Raw genomic sequence first — 22,129 nt, 5'->3', positions numbered from 1 at the left:
CACCTAACGCTTTACGAATCTGTTCTTATAACTCTTTCGATTGCGCAAACTGCTCTGATAACTCTCTTGTTAAACGGGTCATTTTTTCTTCGAATGGTTCACCATCATCTTCTTGTTCGGCTAAACCTACATAACGTCCTGGTGTTAAAATATGGTCGTTTTCACGCACCTCTTCAATTGTTGCTTCTTTACAAAAACCTAATTCATCTGTATATTCTTGCTCATTCTTACCACGCCATGCATGGAAGGTATCGGCAACTTTTTGAATATCTTCATCATTAAATTCTTTTAAAGTACGCGTTGCCATAACTCCTAAATTACGCGCATCAATAAAGAGAATTTTATTATTTCGTTCACGTTTACCTGTCTTCATTTTATTTTTCGAGACGAACCATAAACATACAGGAATTTGCGTTGAATAAAATAGCTGACCTGGTAGTGTCACAATACATTCAACTAAGTCATTTTCAATTAAGTTTTTACGAATTTCGCCTTCACCACCTGTATTAGATGACATTGAGCCATTCGCTAATACAAAACCAGCTGTTCCTGCTGGTGCTAATTTTGAAATCATATGCTGAATCCAAGCATAGTTGGCATTGCCTTCTGGAGGAATACCGTATTGCCAACGCACATCATCTTGTAGCTTATCGCCACCCCAATCTTTAATATTGAATGGTGGATTAGCTATAATATAATCTGCTTTTAAGCCTTTATGTAAATCGTTTAAAAACGTATCTGCATTATGGGGCCCAATATTACCATCAATGCCACGGATCGCTAAGTTCATCTTACAAAGCTTCCATGTTGTTGGATTAGATTCTTGACCGTATACAGATAAATTATCAATACGACCTTGATGTTCTTTAATGAATTTAGAAGATTGTACGAACATACCACCAGAGCCACATGCAGGGTCATATACACGGCCTTTGTATGGTTCTAGCATTTCAACTAGTAAGCGAACGACTGAAGATGGTGTGTAGAACTCGCCACCATTTTTGCCTTCTGCGCTTGCAAAGTTACTTAAGAAATATTCGTAAACACGACCGATAACATCTTTTTCACGGCTCTCTTCATCACCGACTTTGAATGAGAACAAGTCGATTGTTTCACCAAGACGTGTTTTATCTAATTCTGGGCGTGCAAAGGATTTAGGTAATACGCCCACTAATGATGGATTTTCTTTTTCAATTGCAACCATTGCTGCATCAATTAACTGACCGACTTCGGGTTTCTTTGCATTGTCTTTAATAAATGACCAACGCGCTTCTTTTGGTACAAAGAAGATATTCTCCGCAACATATTCATCACGGTCTTCTTCGTCTGCCCATTCATCTGCTTTTAACTCCGCATATTTTTCTTCAAAGGCATCAGATACATATTTTAAAAATAATAAGCCTAATACCACATTTTTATATTCACCAGAATCCATTGATCCTCGTAATTTATCTGCCATTTTCCATAACTTTTCTTCAAAACCTAAGTTCGCTGTTGCCATGTTGTTTCCTCCTGTAGCCATGCATAATCTATCTCTATTATATCAATTTTGTATTATAAAAAATTAAAAATAACAATATATTCTTTTTTATTCATTTGGTTTATATAGTCTGAAAGATTAACTGACTTTCATCTTTCTACAATCCCGTTTATCATTTCAGAGGCTCTATTTCTTTTAAACATAAAAACACCCCTTTGAATTAGTTTAATCCAAAGGGGTGAAATAGTACAACTTATTTTTAATTGAAGTGATTTTATTTAAATAAAATTTTATTATAAAATCTTATTCCACGGTTACTGATTTCGCTAAGTTTCTTGGCTTATCAACGTCATAGCCTCTTTGCAAGGTTGCATAGTAAGCTAGTAATTGAGTAGGGACAACTGCGACAAGTGGTGCAAGTTCTTCATGGACATGCGGCAAGATAAACTGGTCGCCTTCTTGTTCCAATCCTTCCATGGCAATCACACACGTATTAGCTCCGCGAGAGCGTACTTCCTCAACATTACCGCGAGTGTGGCTGGCATTACTTGCTTGCGTCACCAAAGCTAAGACTGGTGTGCCTTCTTCGATTAGGGCAATGGTACCATGCTTCAATTCGCCGGCAGCGAATCCTTCTGTTTGGATATAAGAAATTTCTTTTAGTTTTAGAGCTGCTTCCATTGCCACATAGTAGTCAAGGCCACGTCCGATGTAAAAGGCATTTCTTGTATCTGTAAAGTAAGCTTGAGCGAGTTCCTCTAATTGCGCTTTTTCATCAATGACAGTATCCATCGCTCTTGCGACTAGTCCTAATTCGTGAGCTAAGTCCCACTGGCTGTCGTGGCCTTTTTGGCGGCCCAACACATCAGCTAATATCGCCATAACAGTCATTTGAGCGGTATAGGCTTTTGATGAGGCTACAGCGATTTCTGGGCCTGCATAAAGTAATAAGGTATGGTCTGCTTCGCGCGACAAAGTTGACCCTTGGACATTTGTAATCGTTAATGCTGGGTAACCGAGTTCTTTTACTTTAACTAACACTTGGCGGCTGTCTGCTGTTTCGCCAGATTGAGAGATAAAAATAAAGAATGGCTTGCCTGTCAATAAAGGCTGATTGTATGAAAACTCACTTGCAATGTGAACTTCCGTTGGTATTTTAGCCAATGTTTCCAAATAATGCTTACCAATCCAACCCGCATGATAACTTGTTCCACAAGCGACAATATGAATCCGATCGGCTTCCATCATGGCAGCCAATAACGCTTCATCCACTTCTAATTGGTTGTCTTCTCCTTGGTACTCTTGAATGATATGACGTAAAACAGCTGGCTGCTCGTCAATCTCCTTCAACATATAGTAAGGGTACGTTCCTTTTTCTAAATCAGACGCATCCACTGTTGCACGATAAGAGGCACGCTCAATCACTTCACCAGTGAGTGTTTCAATTAAAACCTCATTTTTAGTTAGCATCACAATTTCGCCATCATGAATCTCAATATATTCGTTCGTTAGTTGCACACCTGCCATGGCGTCACTGACAACCATATTAAAGTCGTCACCTAAGCCGATCAACAATGGGCTTTTATTTTTAGCTGCATACAGAACACTTGGGTCTTCTGCATCAATCATCGCAAAGGCATAAGACCCTTTAACAACTTGCAAGGTTTTTTGCAAGGCTTCTTTAGCCCCTAATCCTTCTTTTTCAGCCATTGCTGCAATAACATTGACAACAATTTCCGTATCGGTTTCCCCATACAAATGAACATCAGATAAATAATTCTCTTTCAGCTCACGGAAGTTTTCAATGACACCGTTATGAACTAATGTAAACCGGTTATTAGCTGATTGATGAGGGTGAGCATTGTCCACACTTGGGACACCATGCGTTGCCCAACGTGTATGACCAATTCCCACACTTGCTTCAATCTCAAAATCCACTTGTTCTGACAAAGCCGCAATACGGCCTTTTTCTTTAAATAAATGGCCGTTTCCTGCTGGATCTACCACATAAATCCCAGCTGAATCATAACCACGGTACTCTAATTTTTCTAATCCATTAACTAACGCATTTTGAACGGCTCCTTGACCGATATATCCAACAATTCCACACATAACAAAAAAACCTCATTTTCTATTCGATTTTTCTTCTGGGTGTGGGAATGCATCTTTGTAAGAAGGCACCTTATGCGATCTCTTTTAAATGACATTCTGTAGACTACACAAACCTTGGGCTACCCGCCGAAACTTTCGATAAACCCAATCCTCGTCACTCAGTTTTTACTGAGCCTGGCGCTATCCATTATTAAACCAACGATCCTCCTTTTTCTTATCTATTTTCCAGAAGCACTGTGAATTATATCCTAAATGCAGTCAATTAGTCAACAATCTATGAAAATCTTATGAAAAAAAAGAAAAGTAGCGAGAGGATTTCCTCTTACTACTCTTCTCCTATTTCTTATCCTTTATAAGCGACAACGCGCGCCTCGTATGGTGCCAACGTCATATCGCCCAATAGTTCTTCTTTCGTTCGAACATCTGTGACCAATTCTTGAACAGTAATGGTTTGCTCTTCTTCCGTGAAATTCATAATAAAAACATAGTGAGTATCTTCCGAAATTTGACGAGATTGAACAGAAACGCCGCGTCCATGATCAACAGATAGAACGGCCTTCAATTCTAATTCTTCAATCAGGTCTGCATAGAAATCGCGTTGGAAGTCTGCCTCCATACGAGCACCAATATAATAAGCTGTTCCTTCACCAAATTGGTTTTTCGTCACAGCTGGTGTGCCTTTATAGAAATCAGCTTCATAGTGAGCTAATACGTCTGCAGAATCGACAGATAGGACCGTTGCATAATCGGTAATTTCATAATGCTTACCTTGATACGCCAATTGGTTACGATCACTTGGATAGAATGTATCTGTTTCAAGTGGTTGGACACCAAAAACTTCCTGTAAGTCTTTCGGCCAGCCACCTAGATACGTTAAATCGTGCTCATTCACGATGCCACTAATATAAGTCGTTACCAGTTTTCCACCTGCTTGAACAAATGCTTTCAGGCGACTGATTGTCTCTTCACTCATCATGTAGAGCATTGGTACGACTAATAGTTTGTAGGCAGAAAAATCTTGTTCTTTTGTAATAACGTCAACCGGTATATCATTCTCCCAAAAAGCGCGATAATGTTCTTGTACTGTTTGTGGGTAACGCTTTGTTTGCAGGCCGTATCCTTGTGCATCTCCTAACGCCCAGTGGTTTTCCCAATCGTATACAAAAGCTACTTCTGATTGGCGCATCGAACCGGCAATAGCAGGCATATCCTTCAAAGCTTGACCAACCTCTTTAACATCTTGGAAGACGCGGTTATCAGTCGAACCATCGTGATCGACAACAGCTCCGTGGAATTTCTCAGATGAACCACGTGATTTACGCCACTGGAAATACATAATACTGTCTGATCCATGAGCAAGCATCTGCATGGCTGATAAATAATGCATGCCTGGACGCTTAGCCTTATTGACGTTATGCCAGTTAACCCCGCTTGGTGTTGATTCTAATAATAAGAATGGTTGGTCTTTCAACGAGCGATAAAGATCATCTACAAAAGCAACCTTCATTGCTAAGTCAGCCGTTGTATCCCAATCATTATGCCATGCTGGATAAGCATCCCAACTCATCACGTCAACTTCCTTAGCAAACTTACTGTAATCCAAACCTTGGAATGGAATTAAGTCGTTGCCGTCCGCCATAAAGTTAGTTGTAATTGGAATTCCCGGTGTTAATTCTCTCAGGGGTGCGATTTCATTTTTATAGAAATCGATCGTTTGATCACTAACAAAACGTCTCCAGTCCAAGTTCATACCATGAACAGCGTCTTCGCCAATGGGAGATGGCGATTCGATTTGTGTCCAATCTGTAATCGTATGACTCCAAAATGGTCCCCACCAAGCATGGTTCAATTCATCCAAATTATTATTATAACGGTCTTTCAACCAACTACGGAATGCCTGCTGACAGTAGTCACAATGACATTCGCCACCGTACTCATTAGAAACATGCCACATAACAATAGCTGGATTATCACCGTAGCGCTCTGCTAACAGACGGTTGATTTTTTGAGTTTTCTCGCGGTAGACTGGCGAAGAAAAACAGTGGTTATGGCGAGCACCATGCAGTAACTTTTGGCGACTAGCATTCACACGCAATACTTCCGGATATTTTTGTGACATCCATGCCGGACGAGCACCACTTGGTGTTGAAAGTAAGACTTTACCACCAATTGAAGCAATATTATTAATAATGTCATCCAACCATTCGAAGTTATAAACCCCCTCTTCGGGTTCTAAACTAGCCCAAGCAAACATACCAATTGAAAAAGCATTGGCATTCGCTTCTTTCATCAATTCAATATCTTGCGCCAAGACTTCTGGGTAATCCAACCATTGATCAGGGTTATAGTCTCCTCCGTGAAGTAAAAAATTAGCAGATGTTTGATACTTTTTTTCCATGTTATTCAATGTCCTTTCTGTCAATTACATTATTAGCCCTTTGTTCCTCCAGACGTTAGTCCAGAAACAAAGTTCTTTTGAAGCAATAAGAATATAAATGCTACAGGAATACTAATTAAGATAGCTCCTGCTGCAAATTTCGTGTAACTAGCTCCTTGCACTTGGTTGACCAAGTTATACAAACCGATTGGCAAGGTATAGTATTCTGCTGATCGTAAAATAGTTGATGAAAGAATGAAGTCTCCCAAAGGCCCTGTAAAACCATTCATAGCTACTACTGCTAACATAGGTCTAGATAAAGGCATAATAATTTGGAAGAAAATCCTTGTATTACTTGCTCCATCAATGCGGGCACTCTCATCTAATTCCATCGAAATGGAATCCATATAACCTTTCATCAAGTAGGTATTCATCGGAATTTGCCCACCGATATATAACATGATTAACAACCAGTGACTGTTCATCATACCAAGCATCTGTGCTAGCACATACAGCGCTACTAAGGCAGAAAACTGTGGAATCATTTGTAAGAGTAAGAATAAGGTTAACCCATTCTTTCTTCCCTTAAAACGAAAACGAGAAAAGGCATATGCGGTAAAGGATACGCTCACTAAAGTTCCTATCATTGTAAAAATGCTGACCTTAATAGAGTTTTTATACCATTGCACATATTGTAGGTTCCCTTCACCTGAAAATAGTGCTTTATAATGCTCGAATGTTGGGTTTTCTGGAAACATAGTTGTACTAACTAAACTATTCCCCGGATTAAAACTTGCACCGACTGTCCAAAGCAGTGGGTAGATAATCGCTATCATAACAATAATCAAAATAAGATAAGTAACAAATAAGCGGGTAAACCGACTTTTCTTTGACGTGACCATTATGAATCACTTCCTTTAAACGAATTTGTTCTTCTAAACTGCCATAGTGCAATTCCGATAACGAATACGGAAAGCAGTATAGTCAAAGCTGCTGCTAATGAGTATTGGCTGGATTGCATGGTTAATTTGTAAATCCAAGAAACCAAGATATCGGTTCCGCCAGCCGTTGAGCCTGGAACAGCAGGTCCACCGCCGTTGAAGAGATAAATAATATTAAAGTTATTAAAGTTAAAGGTGTACTGAGTAATAATAATTGGTGCCATAGCCGTCAGAATCAATGGAAAAGTGATACGACGGAACTTATCAAGAGCGGTCGCTCCATCAATGGTTGCAGCTTCATATAAATCTTCAGGTATCGACTGCAAGACTCCAGTCGTTACAATAAAGACATAAGGGAAACCTAACCAGCCTTGCATTAATAGCAAAGCAATTCGTGTCCAACTAGCATTGGTCATCCAAGGTATGGGACTCATTCCAATGAAACTAAGAATATCATTATTAATCGCACCAAAACTGTCGTTAAACAAACCTGCAAAAATCAAAATCGTAACAAAACCAGGAACCGCCCAAGGTAACACAAGGATCGTTCGAATAACACGCTTGAATTTTATGTCTTTTTGGTCAACTAGAACTGCTAGAAAAATACCTAAACCAACTTGTAAGGTTGAAGCAATTAACGTCCAAATGACTGTCCAACCTAATACATCGAAAAAGGTTGAGCGCCAAATATCAACTGTAAATATTTTTCCGAAAGTCTCCAAACCAACCCAGCTAAACAAGTTGGCCGGCGGAGAATGATAAAGGTCATAGTTAGTAAATGCTAATGAAAAACTGAATAAAATTGGAAAGACAACTGAAAATATTAACAATAACAGTGATGGTCCACTAATAAGGTAAGGATAACCTTGTTCAATCAAGTTGTGGTATCGATCTTTTAAAGTATCTAAGGCCATACCTTTGTCTCTTTTTTCACCATTACGATAAGCATCTTTAATATTTAAGTAATAAAAGCCGATTCCAAATGCAATAACGAGAATCGCAATAATACCTTCTGCTAATAAGAATACAGAATTATCACGCGGAACCTCTGTCCCTAATGTCACAATTCCCCATAATCCCATGTTCAATAAATCTGCAAAAACAATAAAAAAAGCAATAAATAATCCTAAAAATAGCAAACCTTTTGCCTTTTGCTTGTTATAAAATTGTCCAATTCCAGGAATAATTGATAAGAGTGCTGCTTTTTGTCTATGTTGCATGATACTATCCTCCTGTAGCTGTGTAGCTTTTTATTGAAAAGGTGCCAACTGCTTTATCAGTTGACACCTATTTTTTTACCGGTCAGCTCGCTACTGGCCGCCGTGGTTCGCTTCAATTTGTCCTTTAATTTGTTCCACTGCTTGGTCTAATGCAGTTTGTGGATCAGCTTGTCCCGTTGCAATTGTTTGTAGAGCAGAGTCGACTGGCAACCAAACCTCATTCATTTCTGGGACGTTTGGTGTTAAAACAGAAACAATGGATTGTTCCGCAACAGCTTGAGCTACTTCATTTTCCACAATAACTGGATCGTCTGCTAGAGATGTTACAGCTGGAACTTCCTGAGTTAATTCATAACGGCTACGTGAGTTGTCCTCATTGGAGATAAATTCAACAAATTCTTGAGCTAGTTCAGCATTTTTTGAATATGAACTAACATTGTATGATTTCACTCCGATAAACGAACTCATTGGCTCGCCGTTAGGTAGCGTTGGTAAAGTTTTAACACCAAAGTTTACTCCCGCTGAAGTAAATGGCTCTACGTTCCAAGGTCCCGAAACAATAGCTGCTGCTTTCCCTTCAAGGAATAGAGAGTCTAAAACATTGATGCCCTGTTCACCGATAATTCCAGATGGAAAAACACCCTCTGAGTAGAATTTTTGGATGGTTTCTGCAGCTTCAACTGCTCCAGCATTGTTTAAACCAATATCCGTTACATCATAATTACCATCAGCATCTTGACCAAAAACATAACTGCCGTAGCCTGAGAACACGCTGTTTGCATAATAAATCTGATCCCACAAAGCTAGAAAACCAAAGTTCGTTCCATCTGTTACTTCTTGTGAATAGGCGAACCATTCGTCTAACGTTTCAGGTAAATCCTCTTCAGCAATAATATCTTTATTATAGTAAAGAACTGTTGTTTCAACTGCTTTTGGTAAACCATAAACTTTTCCATCTACCTGTTGAGACTGCATAGAAGCTTCAGAATAAATAGATGTTACTGACTCATCCACTTGCAGTTCACGAAGCAACCCTTCTGTCACAGCAGTTCCAATTTGGTCTGCTGGAATCGTTAAAACATCCGGACCAGTTCCACCAGGTCCATCCAAACGTAAGTCTTCAATTTGATTGGCGTATTCCTTTTCAATCACTTCAACGCTTACATTATGTAGTTCTTCGAATTTTTTTACTGCTTCTTCAATTCCGATAGATTTGTCTATATCTTCCCAAACTACTAATTTTGTAGTCCCTTCATTAGCAGTTTGATCGGCATCACTTGCATCACTTTCTCCAGGACCACACGCTGTCAATGCTAAAGTAAGAGCGATACCGCCAAATACACTGAATATTTTTTTCTTATTAACCATGTTCATTCTCCTTTTCTACTTTCCTACTTTCCTACTTTCCTACCTTTTGAAAACGTTTTATAAAAGAAGTATATCACTGAAAATAGTAAAAGTAAATAATACATTTAACTCTTTTAGATAAAATATTTTACTAACCGTTAAAAAAAGAGTCTCAGCAAACAATAAATGCGCTGAAACTCTCTTATTTATAACTTTATTCTTCTGTTGTCTTCCGCTTAATCAGTTCTGCTTCAATAAATAGCTTCTTGCGAACTTTTCGATTTTCCAGAATCTGTTCTTTTAGCATTTGTATGCCATTTTTCACCATTTCTTTCATGTCAATATCAAATGTTGTAAGTGGTGGTGATAAATACTTCGTCATGTTCAAGTTGTTGATGCTAATGATACTGACTTGATTCGGGATAAGAATACCTTTCTCATTTAATACTTGTAAGCAGCCAATTGCAATCGGATCTGCGGCGATAAAGAAGGCTGATGGCAATTGATCGCCTAGCGTATTGATTGCCTTCTCCATCAATTCAATCCCCGTATTAAAAGAAAAGCCTCTTTGAACAAAAATATATTCTTCTTTTAGTAAACCAATTTCATTCATATAAAAGCGAAATTGCCTCTCACGAAAGTCCATTTTCTCTGTATCGTCATTTCGGTCGTGGAACGTTCCACCGATGAAACCAATGTTTTTGTGTCCTTTTGATGTAAAGAAATTAATGGCTGTCTCAGTCATCTCATCTAAATCAGGCCGAACGGAATCGTAGTAAATAGAATCTGGTGATGTATCCAGAAAAACACCATTTTCAGTAATTGTATGAAGATGGGTTAATTCTTTTTTAGTGAACGCTCCAACTGCTATAAATCCACGAATCGTGGTAGGAACTTTCTCGATTCCCTCTTCCATTGTATACATCTTTAATTCAATATTATTCTCTAGTGCCTGCTTCTCAAGTTCTAATCGCATGCCACGAAAATAAACATCTTTTAATTCATCTTTTTCTGTTATCCAGTATAAAAAAGCAACATTTTTTATTAATGGTTTCAAAACTTTTTTTTGATATCCTACTTTTAATGCCGAATCATGAATTTTACTTCTTGTTTCTTCTGTTACTGAAAGACTCGGATCGTTATTTAATACGCGGGAAACAGTTGCGATTGAATAACCGGAATCTTTAGCAACGTCGTGAATAGTCGCCATTTCCTCACCTACTTCTGTTATCTAAGTAAAACATTTTACTTAATGATAGCGGTTTTAATTTCAGGAGTCAAATCCTATTTTTATTCTGAAAAGACTTTTTCCTCACTTATTCTCTATTTTTTTGATATAGTTGGCATAAAGGGGACGATACAGATGTACCAGCAATAAGTAAGGAGGAAATAGTGTGGATATTCAAGATTTCTCGATGGAATTTTTTAATTTAAAAGGAAAAGTAGCGATTGTAACAGGCGGGAACAAAGGAATTGGTCAAGGTTATGTGCTGGCACTTACAAAAGCAGGAGCAGATATCTTTGCGACAGCTCGTTCAGGTGAATTGGAAGAAACCATTGAAATGGTGGAAGCTTGCGGATGTAAGATTGAATTTTTGCGAATCGACTTGACCGAAAAGGAAGCAGAAAAAAGAATTGTTGATGGTGCGATTAAAGCATTTGGTCATATCGATATTCTAGTAAATAATGCAGGAACGATTCGGCGCACACCTCTTTTGGAATACAGTGAGAAAGATTGGAACGATGTCATGGATGTAAACCTTAATTCAGTCTTTAAACTGAGTCAAGAAGCTGCAAAATATTTCGCAGTACAAAAAAGCGGGAAAATTATTAATGTTGCTTCAATGTTATCTTTCCAAGGCGGAAAATTTGTACCTCCTTATGCAGCAAGCAAGCATGGCGTTGTCGGCTTAACCAAAGCTTTTGCAAATGAACTTAGTGAGCACAATGTCCAAGTGAATGCCATTGCGCCTGGCTATGTTCGTACAGAAAATACTGAACCGATTCTTGAAGATGATGAAAGAAAAGACGAGATTACTTCACGTATTCCGGCAGGACGTTGGGCAGATCCAATTGATTTGATGGGAACCGTTGTCTTTTTAGCAAGTCATGCTTCAGATTATGTAACAGGACATGTCTTACCAGTCGATGGTGGTTGGCTGAGTAACTGATTGTTAATCGATACTGGATCTAAAAAAAGCTAGGCAATAACCTTTAAAAGTTACTGTCTAGCTTTTACATATCTAGATTAATCTATTCCAATTTCACTACGAACAACATCCGCGATACGTGTTACATATTCATGTGTTTTTTCGTCTGTTTCAGCTTCTGCCATGATACGTAGTAATGGCTCTGTTCCGCTTGGTCTTACTAGAATTCGTCCATTTCCACCCATATCGGCTTCTACTTGTTCAATCACTTCTTTTACTGCTGGAATATCCATTACACCGTTTTTATTTGTTACACGTATGTTCACCAGCTCTTGAGGATAAATGGTAACTTCTGAAGCAAGTTCAGATAATTTTTTACCGGTTGCTTTCATCACATGCATCAATTGAATCGCAGTCAGCAAGCCATCTCCTGTTGTGTTGTAATCTAAAAATACAACATGTCCAGATTGCTCCCCACCAAAGTTATAGCCATTTTTACGCATTTCTTCAACAACATAACGGTCTCCAACTTGTGTCTTTAGTGCAACCATATCTTCTGCTTCCACAGCCTTGTGGAAACCAAGGTTACTCATTACAGTTGATACAATTGTATTTTTATTCAGCTCACTCTTTGATTTTAAGTATTTACCGCAGATGTACATAATTTTGTCTCCATCTACGATTTCTCCGTTTTCATCTACAGCGATACAACGATCTCCGTCGCCATCAAAAGCAACCCCGATGTCTGCCCCTTTTTCACGAACAAATTCCTGCAATTGTTCTGGATGAGTGGATCCTACACCATCATTGATATTAATGCCATTCGGTTTTGTACCCATTGTATAAAAATCTGTTTCCAAATCCGCAAACAATCGGTTCACAATTGGTGAAGCTGCTCCATTCGCTCCATCTAAACAAACTGTTAGACCAGAAAGATCATTTGAAATTGTTGTTTGTAAATATTGAATATATTTAAGAATTCCTTCGTTATATTCATCAACTGTTCCTAGGCCGTCTGAGGAAGGACGCGGAAGATTGTCTTCTTCTTGATCCAAGTATGCTTCAATTTCCAATTCTTGATCGTCAGATAATTTAAAGCCGTCTGCACCGAAGAATTTTATTCCGTTATCCTCTGCCGGATTATGAGAAGCTGAAATCATGACTCCTGCTACTGCCCCTTGGATGCGTGTTAAATACGCTACCCCAGGAGTTGTGATAACACCTAACTGCAACACTTCAATCCCAACTGAAAGCAGACCCGCAACAAGTGCGTGCTCTAATAATTGTCCAGAAATACGTGTATCACGAGCTACTAACACAAGAGGCTTTTCAATCTCTGGTGCATGTTCTTTTAAAACATGTCCGCCATAACGTCCTAATTTAAATGCCAATTCAGGCGTAAGTTCACTATTTGCCTGTCCTCTTACTCCATCAGTTCCAAAATACTTACCCATTCTTTATAATCTCCTTTATTTCAAATAGTATCGTAGTTTCTTATTAGCTATGATTATCAATCGTCTTCTTCTTTTTTATTGATGGTTTGAACACTCGTTGATGATCGATTCGCTGCAGATTCTGTCTGCGTGGTTTCTACTTTTACATTTACTTGAACCTCAATCGGTGAAACGGTAACAGTTGGAAGCGGCGATGTGATCGGTACGGTAACAACTGTATCCGTACGAATATTGCTGATATCTATTTCGATCGGTACTTCATCCACCTCTGCTAACAAATTTCGATTACCGATTAAATCTACTTCTCCATCCCCAATAACGCTTAATTCGTATGTCCGCCCTGATGCAGGAGTTCCTGTCTGCGTGACTTTCAACGGAACTTTTTTCTGATATGGTTCTATGGGGATTTTTACATCAATTTCTTGTGGCTCAACAGAAACATTTAACTTGTTGCCATTTCCATCCTCTACTTGAACAACAGTAGTTATATCAACATCACTTGTCAAGTTTATATCGGTAGGAACTTTTACATAAATCCGTTCGATTCGATCAATTGTCGAAGAAGGACCTGTTACGATAACCGTATCATCGTTTAAAACAGCTTCCCCCGAAACATATTCTTCATCTACGAGTGATGTATCAAATGATACTTCAACGGGACTCTCTATCGAAACTTTCTCTTCAATTTCTACATTTACTCGTGAAGGAGTTATCTGATAATTCAATTCATCTGATAAATTTACCACTTTTATTTCAATTGTATGCCTGCCAGAACCTAATAGATTCAAGTCCTCTGTAACAATCGAAAAATCATTTGCAGAAAGAGTTTGTACAATAACACTTTCCGGTCCAGATAAACTTAAAACAACTGTCTCCGGCAAACCAGAAATAAAATAGCGATCTGTGTCCATGTTTACTTGAATTGGAAGATTTGAAATAGTTTCATTTCGCGTTGTACTAATCGCGTTATTCCGATTCGTTGTCGTCAGTCCATAGTTCTCAGAAAAAACATAACTGAATAAGAGGATTGAGGCAAGTAATGAAATGATTCGAATAAACCAACGATTTTCAAATAGGTTTTGCTTTTTTTTATTCATTCTGAATTCCCCCACTTCAGATTATCGAAAAATTCCTGGAGTAAATTCGGTTTGTTGTCTTCATCGTCATCTTCTTCCTCAATAACAAATTGTTCTGTCAAATAAGCAACAAAGTCTTCTCGGCTCATATCCCGATGCAACTTGTTTTGATGGGCAATACTAACTCCACCTGTTTCTTCAGATACGATGATGGTAACAGCATCCGTCACCTCGCTCAGTCCAATTGCTGCTCGATGCCGGGTCCCTAAGTCTTTTGAAATAAGTGGATTCTCAGACAGCGGTAAGTAACTAGCTGCTGACGTAATTTTAAAATCTTGAATAATAACGGCTCCATCATGCAATGGTGTATTTGGAATGAAAATATTAATGAGTAACTGATTTGATATACTTCCGTTTACTGCTATCCCAGTACGGGCATATTCTTCTAATGAATCGTTAAGTTCTACAGAAATAAGTGCTCCAATTTTTCGTCGGGCCATGTACTGGATCGCTTTGTCAATTTCTTGTACAAACATTTCGCCTGTTCGCATAAGTGTTTTTGAACGATTACGGAAGCCTGCTTTTCCTAGATGCTCTAGTCCGCGACGAATTTCTGGCTGGAAGATGATAATAACAGCTACCACTCCCCATCGAACAACTTGATTGATAATCCAATCAATAGTCCCTAATTGCAAAAATACCGCAATCAGCTTCATCAAAACAACAATCAATACTCCTTGCAGCAATTGAATCGCACGTGTTCCTTTTAAAATGAAAATTAATTTATAGACCAGATACCAAACCAACACAATATCTAATAGATTCGCAGCGTTCCGCCAGCTGATTAAATTTTCTAAATCAAAACTCATTTCACATAGCCACCCCCTTCAAGTTTTGTCCAGTATATTATATCATAAGGGTTCTTTCAGATGTTTCAATATCTACGAGAAAGTTTCAGATAGTAACTTTATTAATACTTTATTAATATATCAGTAACAAACATACACTTATTTGGTTTTATAAAACGAAAAAAGCGAACGAGTCACTCACAGCTATGACTCATTCGCCGCCTTATTAACCCAGTATTTCTTCTGCCAACGTACGTGCAATCGCGTGTATGTTGTCGCGATTGCGGCCAAGCTCAAGGCTCACAACCGGATCTTGTGAATTGGAAATATATAAGTCAATCTCTGAATCTATATCCCCAGTTCCAGCCGTTTCAATTGTAAAACGGCTAATAGAGCGATAAGGCACACTTTGAATTTCTTTTTTTGTTCCTATACCTTGAATATCGATAAGAATCAGCCGTTTATTCGTAAAAATAATATAGTCACGAATTAACTTATATGTAGATACGATTTCTTCTGTTGAGGTTAACAGTCCCTCAACAACTTTTAGTGCATTTTCATTGTCAACCTTACCAGCATTGCCTGTTAATCGATCAAACATTGACATCTTTCGTTCCTCTTTTCTTATTCATGATAATTCAATTATATCAAAGCTCATCCTTTCTCCCAAAATATAGAGAGTTTTTCAAAGAAATTTTAGATAGCAACATCACTATTAGTTTGTTACGATAGTGATAAAATAGATTGGCAATAGAGAGGAGCAAAAAAATGAACCGTAAACATTTTAAAAGCATTGCTCGAGAAAACATTCGAATAAATTACTTACCTTGGCTCATTGTAGCAATTATTTCAATTTTCATTTCTTACCAACAAACAAGCAATGACTTCGGGCATCAAGTTCACTTCCGTTGGCTTCACATATTGGAGTTAGTTTTTTCGGTAGGTTTAGCACGAGTTGCAATCGATTTATCGTTACATACATTTGAAGATATAAAAAGCAGTCTATTTTGGAACCGCCAATGGTTGAAAGAAATCTGTGCTATCTTCTTGATTAATCTTTATGCTGCGTTATGGGGAATTTTATTAATTATTCCAGGTATTATGAAATCTTATGCTTATTCATTTGTTCCATACATATTAGCAGAGGATGAAGAAATTTCGATCTCAGATGCCATTGCGGTCAGTCAAGACCTGACAGAAGGTTATAAATGGGAATTGTTTGTATTAGATTTATCATTTATCTTATGGGATATATTAGCTGCTTTTACTTTTGGACTTGCTGCTTTCTACTCCGAGCCTTACAAGAAAGCAACTTGGGCACAATACTATTTAAATTTATCGAGATAAAAAAGAGAGTGGGAAAAAAGGCGTTTAGATCCGAATCACTGGAACGAATCATGCGCGGATGGTCTTCGTCCATCTGCGCATGATTCGTGAAGTGGATATCGGATCTGCCTTTTTGAGCGCGTTTACACCACTATTATTCGTTAATACTAGAGAGGGACCGGGAATTTTTCCCGCCCCCTTTTTTCCTAATTCTATAGTCTTTTTGCCGATTGTCTTACTTTTTCTAGTCCTTCTTGTATAATGGTTTCCGCTTGTTCAGGTGCTTTGTTGTGTCCTTCAATAATAATTTCATCGATGATTTCATTTTGGAAAATACCAACAAATACATTACGCAAATAATTTACGCTCATCTCCATTGCTTGTGTTTCAATAGTTGAATACACTCCGCCGCGAGCATTTAGTAGAATGATTTTTTTATCAGGTAATAAAGCAATCATTTTTCCTGTTTCATCATATTTAAATGCATACCCAGAAGCAAAAATATAGTCAATAAATGTTTGTAATTTAGCAGGAATTGTTAGATTCCATAACGGGAATGCAATGACTACTACATCTGCTTCGCTAAAAGCATCGCGTGCTTTTTGGTTTGCAGCAATTACTCTTTGTTCTGCTTCATTCAGCTCTTCATTTGCTGCCATTTTTCCAAATGCTCCGAATAGATCTTGCCCGATATAAGGCATATCCTCCTTATAGATGTCATATACATTTACATTCAAATTAGCATTATCTTTTACTTCCTCAAAGAATGTTTCGAACATGCGGCTAGAAATACTCTCTGCTGCCGGGCGATCGTTTGCTTTAACCATTAAAATATTCTTCATAATAGCCTCCATTTTCTGTTTTTCTTTACTTAAAATATAGTACCTGATTCACGAATGTTTCACAATGCGTGTACGGAGATTATTCCTAATTTGCCAATTTTTTATTACAATTCGAGGGGTTTTCTTGATAAATATATTTTTTTGTACTCAGCACAATACAAGTATGCAAAAAGACATCCATACAAAAAAAGCCAGGATATCTCCTGACTTGGTGCTTCTTAGACGTTTCTTCCTTTCAGAAACGCTCTCTTTTTTACTGGGGTAGCTGGATTCGAACCAACGAATGACGGAGTCAAAGTCCGTTGCCTTACCGCTTGGCTATACCCCAAAAGCTGAAATGGAGGGGGGCAGATTCGAACTGCCGAACCCGAAGGAGCGGATTTACAGTCCGCCGCGTTTAGCCACTTCGCTACCCCTCCAAAAGTCCTAGAAATTTCGGACCTATTTATAATAAAATAGATGACTCTTTTTTTCAACTTACTCGGATATTTTTTAATCTTTTTCTCATTTTAATCCTGTTTAGCTATAAGTTTCCCGAACGATAAATCGATATTAGTAACCAAATACCAAATAATCCAGAAACAATAAACCCTGCTTGCCCTAAATACTGTCCGCTTTCTGTCCCTGTCATAATTGCAGAAGACAATAATAAGCCCACAATGATGAGCGACATAACCACTCGATTTGACATTTTCTTTAAATCTGACCACTTCTCGTCTAGATTATCCATATCAATATTCAATCGTAGACGTCCACTAACAATTTGTTTTAGCAGCTTTGTCAGGTTGTTGGGGAGCTCGCTGGCATCTTTTAAGAAAGCATACCCCTGCAGAGCTAACTTTTCTTTATTTATTCTCTCCATCAAGGTTCCTAAAGTCATACTCTCGCGCAAATAATCTTTTGCGATTCGAATTAAATTCAAATCAGGCGATAAATCTTGGAAAACACCCTCCAGAATCGAAAGTGCTTTTGCTAGAATCGTTAATTCACTTGGAATGATCAAGTTGTGCCTTTTGAACATGCGAATAAAATCCGTAATAAACTCTGTCATTCGAACATTCTTCATATCGGTACTAAGGTAAACATCAAACATATGCTCCAGATCATCATAAAGAACACGTTTGTCTAACGGGTTTCGTGGTGTTGCTAAATCTAAACAAACTTTCACCATTAAATCAATGTCCTTACTAGCTAAACTTTCGATTAATTGGTTCAAAGACCTTCTTCTTTCATCTGAAAGTCTTCCCATGATTCCAAAATCAATAAAATAAATTTTACTATCTTTAATCAAAAAATTCCCTGGATGAGGGTCTCCATGAAAAAAACCATCTTTAAAAATTTGTTTCAAATAGGACATCATCAGCTTCTGACTAATATCTTCCATGTCATAACCAAGCAATTCTAACTCTTCTTGATTTGTAATCTTCGTGCCTTCGATGTATTCCTCTACCAGTATCCGTCTTTTTGTGAGTCCTTTGTATACTTTTGGAACACTCACACAAGCAACATTTTTATTCAATTCTTGAAACTCAACCAACATATTTGCTTCATTACGAAAATCCAGTTCCACAAGCGTATTTTCCTTTACTTGTTCAAGAGCTTCTTTAGGATCTATCACGTCAATGATTCCCGGCGGCATCCATTCGCTTAAACGAATTAAAATATCCAAATCACGAATCAATAACTCATCAATAACAGGACGCTGCACTTTCAAGATTACTTCTTCTCCGGTTCTCAAAGTTCCTTTGTGCACTTGAGCAACAGACGCACTTGCAAGTGGCTTTTCGTCAATAGTTAAAAAGACTTCTCCTAAAGACAAAGCTGTTTCTTCAAAAAAAATACGCTCAACTTCAGAAAAAGGAAATTCCGGTGCCCTGTCTTGTAAAAGAGACAATTCGTCAACAAAAGGTTTTGGGAGAATATCCAGACGAGTCGATAAAATTTGACCGATTTTAATAAAGCTCGGTCCTAACTTTTCAAAAGCACGGCGTAAGTTTACCGCATCAATTTCCACAGCATCTGGTTTGTTTTGAATCTTGTGATGGTAAACGAACCGTAGTCCATACGAAGATAATACGCGCACAATTTCTCGTAATCGTTTATCGTCTGCCATAGCATTCTCCCCTTACCCATTTCTGCACTATTTTTTCAGTAATAAATCTAATTTTTTATTTAATTCATCTAATTTTTCTTCTAAGACCGCTACTTCTGCTTTCGTTGCATAGTCCATTTCATCCATTTCCGCTTTTTGAATCGGACGTTTGTCTGCTATTTTTCTCGTCAACTCACTTTGTAATTCTTTTCCTTCTTGAACGGTTACCCGGCCTTTTTCGACCATTTCGTTAATTAGTTTCTCTGCTTTTTCAACAGAGGTAGAGGTCAGACCAACACCAGCTAAGAAAATCTTTTTTAATTCTTCCATCATGTGATTCCTCTCCTTTTTAAACCAGCTAACTTACTATTCAAACTAATTATATTTTAACGCAAATACAAATTAATTACATCTAAAACTAGTAATTTGAATTTGCCCTTTTTACGTCAGGGCAGCCTCTAAATCGAGCATGTAGGAGGAAGGCAATGGAACACTGGTATGAATTTCTTTGAAACACTGTAAGAAGACACACAAATAGAACGCCCTTTTCAGCGCGTTAAAAAAATAGTTAAGTTCGCCATTCACTACAAAGACAGTTGACTTGATCGCTGTTCAATCCGATGGAAGTATTTGATACCTGCGGTATCATAGGAAAGAATCTTGCTGACCCCTCGGATGAATCGATAAAGATAGAACTTTATTTTTGCCAACGCATTGGAGGGGCGGGCACGTGCAAGGACGACCTGTGTGTGGCAGGTGTTTTTTTCGATGGAAAGGGAATAATGACCAATGATGCAGTTCATGATGGTATACAAGATTCGCATCGAGCTTAACGTCATCGTTCGGGTTTTCTCCAAATGAAATTCTTCTTTTTGGACGCGGAACAGCTCTTCAATTCGCCAACGGGTGATGTAGCCTTTCAGAATGCGAAGGACATCCTCCTTGCTTTTGACGGCATGGTTGGTTAACAGCTTCATCGGTTTTTCACCGTAGCCATAAACAACAATCATATTGAGGGGCGTGCCTTTTAAGACCGGCAGTTCGACCTTTATATGGCTAACCTTCAGGTTATACTCTTTTCCCTGGATTTCGGTTCTGAAATTGATTTTTCCTTTGCGGCGTTTCGCTAGGTCAGGCACCTTTATCCGTCGATTTCGGTGAAGCAGGTACCGCGTGTCCATCAATCGGGTCACGAAGAAATGACCGATGTTGTGCACATACTGGAACATCGCGTTACTGTCATACCCTCGGTCCATGACAAAAGTGGCTTTCTTTCCTCCCAGAAAAGAATGGACGGTATTAAAGCCTTTAGCTATTTCGAAATTCTGGCTCTGGAAGAGTTCTTCCCGAGAAGAATAGAGATGATTATAGAGTGGGATGGGGTGTTTCGTTTTCGGGGTAGCCATCGAGAAATTGATGGTGGTATACCCTTTTTCAATGACATTTTTGGAGCCGTCCCGCACGAGGGACAAATGTTCCATTTTCTCGGCATACGGCTTAATGATATCGGATTCGTCCACAATGATTAAAGGATCATCCGGGATCGCTGTTTTGACGGTATGTAAATAGTTTTGATGGACCTGGTTCAAATCGTCGCTCTCAAACCCATTGCGGGATAACCGTTTGATGGTGTAGATCAAATCAATGTCCTCCTCCAATGAACGAGCGATGTTTGATAACAACGTACTTTGAGATTTAGACATCCCAAATAAAATATCGCTGTAGAATTTCTTTCTTGGTTTTGGGAGACCTTTGGTCAACTTATCCGCATAAGTAAATATATTTCGTTTTGTTTGGTAGATTTCTGTAGAATTCATGGTAAAATAACCTCAGTTCCTGTTCTGTTTTTTTGTTTTGTGGTGAATCAATTATAACACGCAACAGGGTGCATTTTGTCCACAGATTTTTGCTGTGGACAGTCAAAAAGCTCGAGGCTTCCATGTTTTCCACATGTGAATTCCTCGAGCTTTTGGTATATAAAGTGTTGTTATAAATTTTGGGCAAATTCAAAAAAACTAGTAAACAGTGCTTTCTATGCAAATATCTGCTAAAATGATACTTACTAAATTAGAGTACCCTTAGAAGGAGAACTGATTATGAAAGATTCTAAAAATAAAACCTATCGAATTGCAATTCTAGGTATCTTAACGGCTATTATTATTATTCAAAATTTCGTGCCTTTTTTAGGAAACATTCCTATTCCGCCTTTGAACCCAACGATTATCCAAATCACGGTTATCGTGGCAACTTTTGTATTAGGAACAAAAGAAGGATTGATTGTGGGAGGCGTATGGGGAATCGTGCGTTTGATTAAGGCATATACGTTACCGGCTACTCCTCTTGATTTTCTTTTATTTACTAATCCGCTGATTTCTCTTGTGCCCCGTATTTTGATTGGTTTAAGTGCAGGACTCGTTTACCAAGCTTTCCGAAAAAGAAACAAGGAAAAAACGGGTATGATTGTTGGTGCCGTTGCAGGTTCTCTTACGAATACCGTTCTTGTGCTGGGATTTATTGCTTTGCTCTATGGAAGTGAATACTCAGCAGCCTTGGAAGTTGATCCATCTAATTTGATGGCTGCCTTAGCAGTTGTCGTAGCAACAAATGGTGTCGCAGAAGCAATCGCCTCTGCTATATTGGCGCCGATCATCAGCCGCGCTCTGCTGAAAGTTAGAAGATAATAAACATAATAAGATTAGTAGGTAGAAACCCCGACGGGGGATTCTACCTACTATTTTCTTTTTTTGGAATATAGTAGTGGTGAAAGGAAGCTCGACCGTAGCCCCTAGGACCCAGAGTCCGAAACATAAACAGAGCTCCTTCACTGTCATTTCAGAATCAGGTTTAAGTATGTTGGACTTCGA

At 38.4% G+C, this 22,129-nt stretch carries 18 protein-coding genes and 2 tRNA genes; 3 read left to right on the top strand and 17 right to left on the bottom strand.

The window, feature by feature from the left end; translation table 11 throughout:
- Positions 1-25: 25 nt before the first annotated feature.
- The 7 genes from EJN90_RS07010 to EJN90_RS06980 all read right to left on the bottom strand — a co-directional run bounded on the left by EJN90_RS07010 (position 26) and on the right by EJN90_RS06980 (position 10,687).
- Entirely contained in the window at positions 26-1,501 is a 1,476-nt protein-coding gene (locus tag EJN90_RS07010) for a class I SAM-dependent DNA methyltransferase (RefSeq protein ID WP_126109778.1), read from the bottom strand.
- Between the two features lie 282 nt (positions 1,502-1,783).
- A complete protein-coding gene (glmS, locus tag EJN90_RS07005; RefSeq protein WP_126109776.1) occupies positions 1,784-3,592 on the bottom strand; it encodes a glutamine--fructose-6-phosphate transaminase (isomerizing) in 1,809 nt (602 codons plus the stop codon).
- Positions 3,593-3,935: 343 nt separating this feature from the next.
- A complete protein-coding gene (locus tag EJN90_RS07000) occupies positions 3,936-5,990 on the bottom strand; it encodes a beta-galactosidase (protein ID WP_126109774.1) in 2,055 nt (684 codons plus the stop codon).
- Between the two features lie 32 nt (positions 5,991-6,022).
- Positions 6,023-6,871 carry a sugar ABC transporter permease gene (locus EJN90_RS06995; protein WP_126109772.1) on the bottom strand — a complete coding sequence of 283 codons (849 nt, stop codon included), beginning with the start codon at positions 6,869-6,871 and terminating at the stop codon, positions 6,023-6,025.
- Complete coding sequence (locus EJN90_RS06990; RefSeq protein ID WP_126109770.1) at positions 6,871-8,130, bottom strand: sugar ABC transporter permease; 1,260 nt, start codon at positions 8,128-8,130, stop codon at positions 6,871-6,873. Before EJN90_RS06990 ends, EJN90_RS06995 begins: the two co-directional genes overlap by 1 nt.
- A gap of 90 nt (positions 8,131-8,220) precedes the next feature.
- A complete protein-coding gene (locus tag EJN90_RS06985) occupies positions 8,221-9,498 on the bottom strand; it encodes an extracellular solute-binding protein (RefSeq protein WP_126109767.1) in 1,278 nt (425 codons plus the stop codon).
- 193 nt (positions 9,499-9,691) lie between these two features.
- Entirely contained in the window at positions 9,692-10,687 is a 996-nt protein-coding gene (locus EJN90_RS06980; protein ID WP_126109765.1) for a LacI family DNA-binding transcriptional regulator, read from the bottom strand.
- 184 nt (positions 10,688-10,871) lie between these two features.
- Here EJN90_RS06980 and kduD point away from each other — a divergent pair, with 184 nt between their 5' ends.
- Positions 10,872-11,648 carry a 2-dehydro-3-deoxy-D-gluconate 5-dehydrogenase KduD gene (gene kduD, locus EJN90_RS06975; RefSeq protein ID WP_174919273.1) on the top strand — a complete coding sequence of 259 codons (777 nt, stop codon included), beginning with the start codon at positions 10,872-10,874 and terminating at the stop codon, positions 11,646-11,648.
- Between the two features lie 77 nt (positions 11,649-11,725).
- Here the strand turns inward: kduD and glmM are convergent, their stop codons facing one another.
- The 4 genes from glmM to EJN90_RS06955 form a co-directional block, all read right to left on the bottom strand.
- Positions 11,726-13,081 (bottom strand): phosphoglucosamine mutase, encoded by a 1,356-nt coding sequence (glmM, locus tag EJN90_RS06970; RefSeq protein ID WP_126109763.1) that lies wholly within the window; start codon positions 13,079-13,081, stop codon positions 11,726-11,728.
- A 56-nt stretch (positions 13,082-13,137) separates the two neighbouring features.
- Entirely contained in the window at positions 13,138-14,178 is a 1,041-nt protein-coding gene (locus EJN90_RS06965) for a CdaR family protein (RefSeq protein WP_126109761.1), read from the bottom strand.
- Positions 14,175-15,026, bottom strand: a complete 852-nt coding sequence (gene cdaA, locus EJN90_RS06960; RefSeq protein WP_126109759.1) for a diadenylate cyclase CdaA — start codon at positions 15,024-15,026, stop codon at positions 14,175-14,177. The genes EJN90_RS06965 and cdaA overlap by 4 nt, the downstream gene beginning before the upstream one ends.
- A gap of 205 nt (positions 15,027-15,231) precedes the next feature.
- A complete protein-coding gene (locus EJN90_RS06955; RefSeq protein ID WP_126109757.1) occupies positions 15,232-15,612 on the bottom strand; it encodes a PH domain-containing protein in 381 nt (126 codons plus the stop codon).
- A 161-nt stretch (positions 15,613-15,773) separates the two neighbouring features.
- Here EJN90_RS06955 and EJN90_RS06950 point away from each other — a divergent pair, with 161 nt between their 5' ends.
- Complete coding sequence (locus EJN90_RS06950) at positions 15,774-16,352, top strand: DUF975 family protein (protein WP_126109755.1); 579 nt, start codon at positions 15,774-15,776, stop codon at positions 16,350-16,352.
- Between the two features lie 191 nt (positions 16,353-16,543).
- On the opposite strand, the gene EJN90_RS06945 is transcribed toward EJN90_RS06950, so the two are convergent.
- The 6 genes from EJN90_RS06945 to EJN90_RS06920 all read right to left on the bottom strand — a co-directional run bounded on the left by EJN90_RS06945 (position 16,544) and on the right by EJN90_RS06920 (position 21,082).
- The gene (locus tag EJN90_RS06945; protein WP_126109753.1) at positions 16,544-17,173 is read right to left on the bottom strand and encodes an FMN-dependent NADH-azoreductase; all 630 of its coding nucleotides are present in this window, start codon (positions 17,171-17,173) and stop codon (positions 16,544-16,546) included.
- A gap of 256 nt (positions 17,174-17,429) precedes the next feature.
- Positions 17,430-17,501: transfer RNA gene (locus tag EJN90_RS06940), tRNA-Gln, on the bottom strand.
- A gap of 10 nt (positions 17,502-17,511) precedes the next feature.
- Positions 17,512-17,592, bottom strand: a tRNA-Tyr gene (locus EJN90_RS06935).
- Positions 17,593-17,696: 104 nt separating this feature from the next.
- Positions 17,697-19,286: an ABC1 kinase family protein gene (locus tag EJN90_RS06930; RefSeq protein WP_126109751.1), complete on the bottom strand. Its 1,590-nt coding sequence runs from the start codon at positions 19,284-19,286 to the stop codon at positions 17,697-17,699.
- Positions 19,287-19,313: 27 nt separating this feature from the next.
- Positions 19,314-19,595: a phasin family protein gene (locus EJN90_RS06925; protein WP_126112340.1), complete on the bottom strand. Its 282-nt coding sequence runs from the start codon at positions 19,593-19,595 to the stop codon at positions 19,314-19,316.
- 254 nt (positions 19,596-19,849) lie between these two features.
- Complete coding sequence (locus tag EJN90_RS06920; protein ID WP_126109749.1) at positions 19,850-21,082, bottom strand: transposase; 1,233 nt, start codon at positions 21,080-21,082, stop codon at positions 19,850-19,852.
- Between the two features lie 279 nt (positions 21,083-21,361).
- On the opposite strand from EJN90_RS06920, the gene EJN90_RS06915 reads away from it, so the two are divergent.
- Complete coding sequence (locus EJN90_RS06915) at positions 21,362-21,946, top strand: ECF transporter S component (RefSeq protein WP_126109747.1); 585 nt, start codon at positions 21,362-21,364, stop codon at positions 21,944-21,946.
- The last annotated feature ends 183 nt before the right edge of the window (positions 21,947-22,129 follow it).

This window comes from Jeotgalibaca ciconiae, assembly GCF_003955755.1.
Taxonomy (GTDB): domain Bacteria; phylum Bacillota; class Bacilli; order Lactobacillales; family Aerococcaceae; genus Jeotgalibaca; species Jeotgalibaca ciconiae.
Note: the sequence above shows the minus strand (reverse complement) of the source record. Positions and strands in the feature narration are given on the sequence as shown.

Bases quoted from the DNA above. Each gene is read 5' to 3' on its own strand.
- EJN90_RS07010 (WP_126109778.1), bottom strand. From the start codon at position 1,501: ATGGCAACAGCGAACTTAGGTTTTGAAGAAAAGTTATGGAAAATGGCA.
- glmS (WP_126109776.1), bottom strand. From the start codon at position 3,592: ATGTGTGGAATTGTTGGATATATCGGTCAAGGAGCCGTTCAAAATGCG.
- EJN90_RS07000 (WP_126109774.1), bottom strand. From the start codon at position 5,990: ATGGAAAAAAAGTATCAAACATCTGCTAATTTTTTACTTCACGGAGGA.
- EJN90_RS06995 (WP_126109772.1), bottom strand. From the start codon at position 6,871: ATGGTCACGTCAAAGAAAAGTCGGTTTACCCGCTTATTTGTTACTTAT.
- EJN90_RS06990 (WP_126109770.1), bottom strand. From the start codon at position 8,130: ATGCAACATAGACAAAAAGCAGCACTCTTATCAATTATTCCTGGAATT.
- EJN90_RS06985 (WP_126109767.1), bottom strand. From the start codon at position 9,498: ATGGTTAATAAGAAAAAAATATTCAGTGTATTTGGCGGTATCGCTCTT.
- EJN90_RS06980 (WP_126109765.1), bottom strand. From the start codon at position 10,687: ATGGCGACTATTCACGACGTTGCTAAAGATTCCGGTTATTCAATCGCA.
- glmM (WP_126109763.1), bottom strand. From the start codon at position 13,081: ATGGGTAAGTATTTTGGAACTGATGGAGTAAGAGGACAGGCAAATAGT.
- EJN90_RS06965 (WP_126109761.1), bottom strand. From the start codon at position 14,178: ATGAATAAAAAAAAGCAAAACCTATTTGAAAATCGTTGGTTTATTCGA.
- cdaA (WP_126109759.1), bottom strand. From the start codon at position 15,026: ATGAGTTTTGATTTAGAAAATTTAATCAGCTGGCGGAACGCTGCGAAT.
- EJN90_RS06955 (WP_126109757.1), bottom strand. From the start codon at position 15,612: ATGTCAATGTTTGATCGATTAACAGGCAATGCTGGTAAGGTTGACAAT.
- EJN90_RS06950 (WP_126109755.1), top strand. From the start codon at position 15,774: ATGAACCGTAAACATTTTAAAAGCATTGCTCGAGAAAACATTCGAATA.
- EJN90_RS06945 (WP_126109753.1), bottom strand. From the start codon at position 17,173: ATGAAGAATATTTTAATGGTTAAAGCAAACGATCGCCCGGCAGCAGAG.
- EJN90_RS06930 (WP_126109751.1), bottom strand. From the start codon at position 19,286: ATGGCAGACGATAAACGATTACGAGAAATTGTGCGCGTATTATCTTCG.
- EJN90_RS06925 (WP_126112340.1), bottom strand. From the start codon at position 19,595: ATGGAAGAATTAAAAAAGATTTTCTTAGCTGGTGTTGGTCTGACCTCT.
- EJN90_RS06920 (WP_126109749.1), bottom strand. From the start codon at position 21,082: ATGAATTCTACAGAAATCTACCAAACAAAACGAAATATATTTACTTAT.
- EJN90_RS06915 (WP_126109747.1), top strand. From the start codon at position 21,362: ATGAAAGATTCTAAAAATAAAACCTATCGAATTGCAATTCTAGGTATC.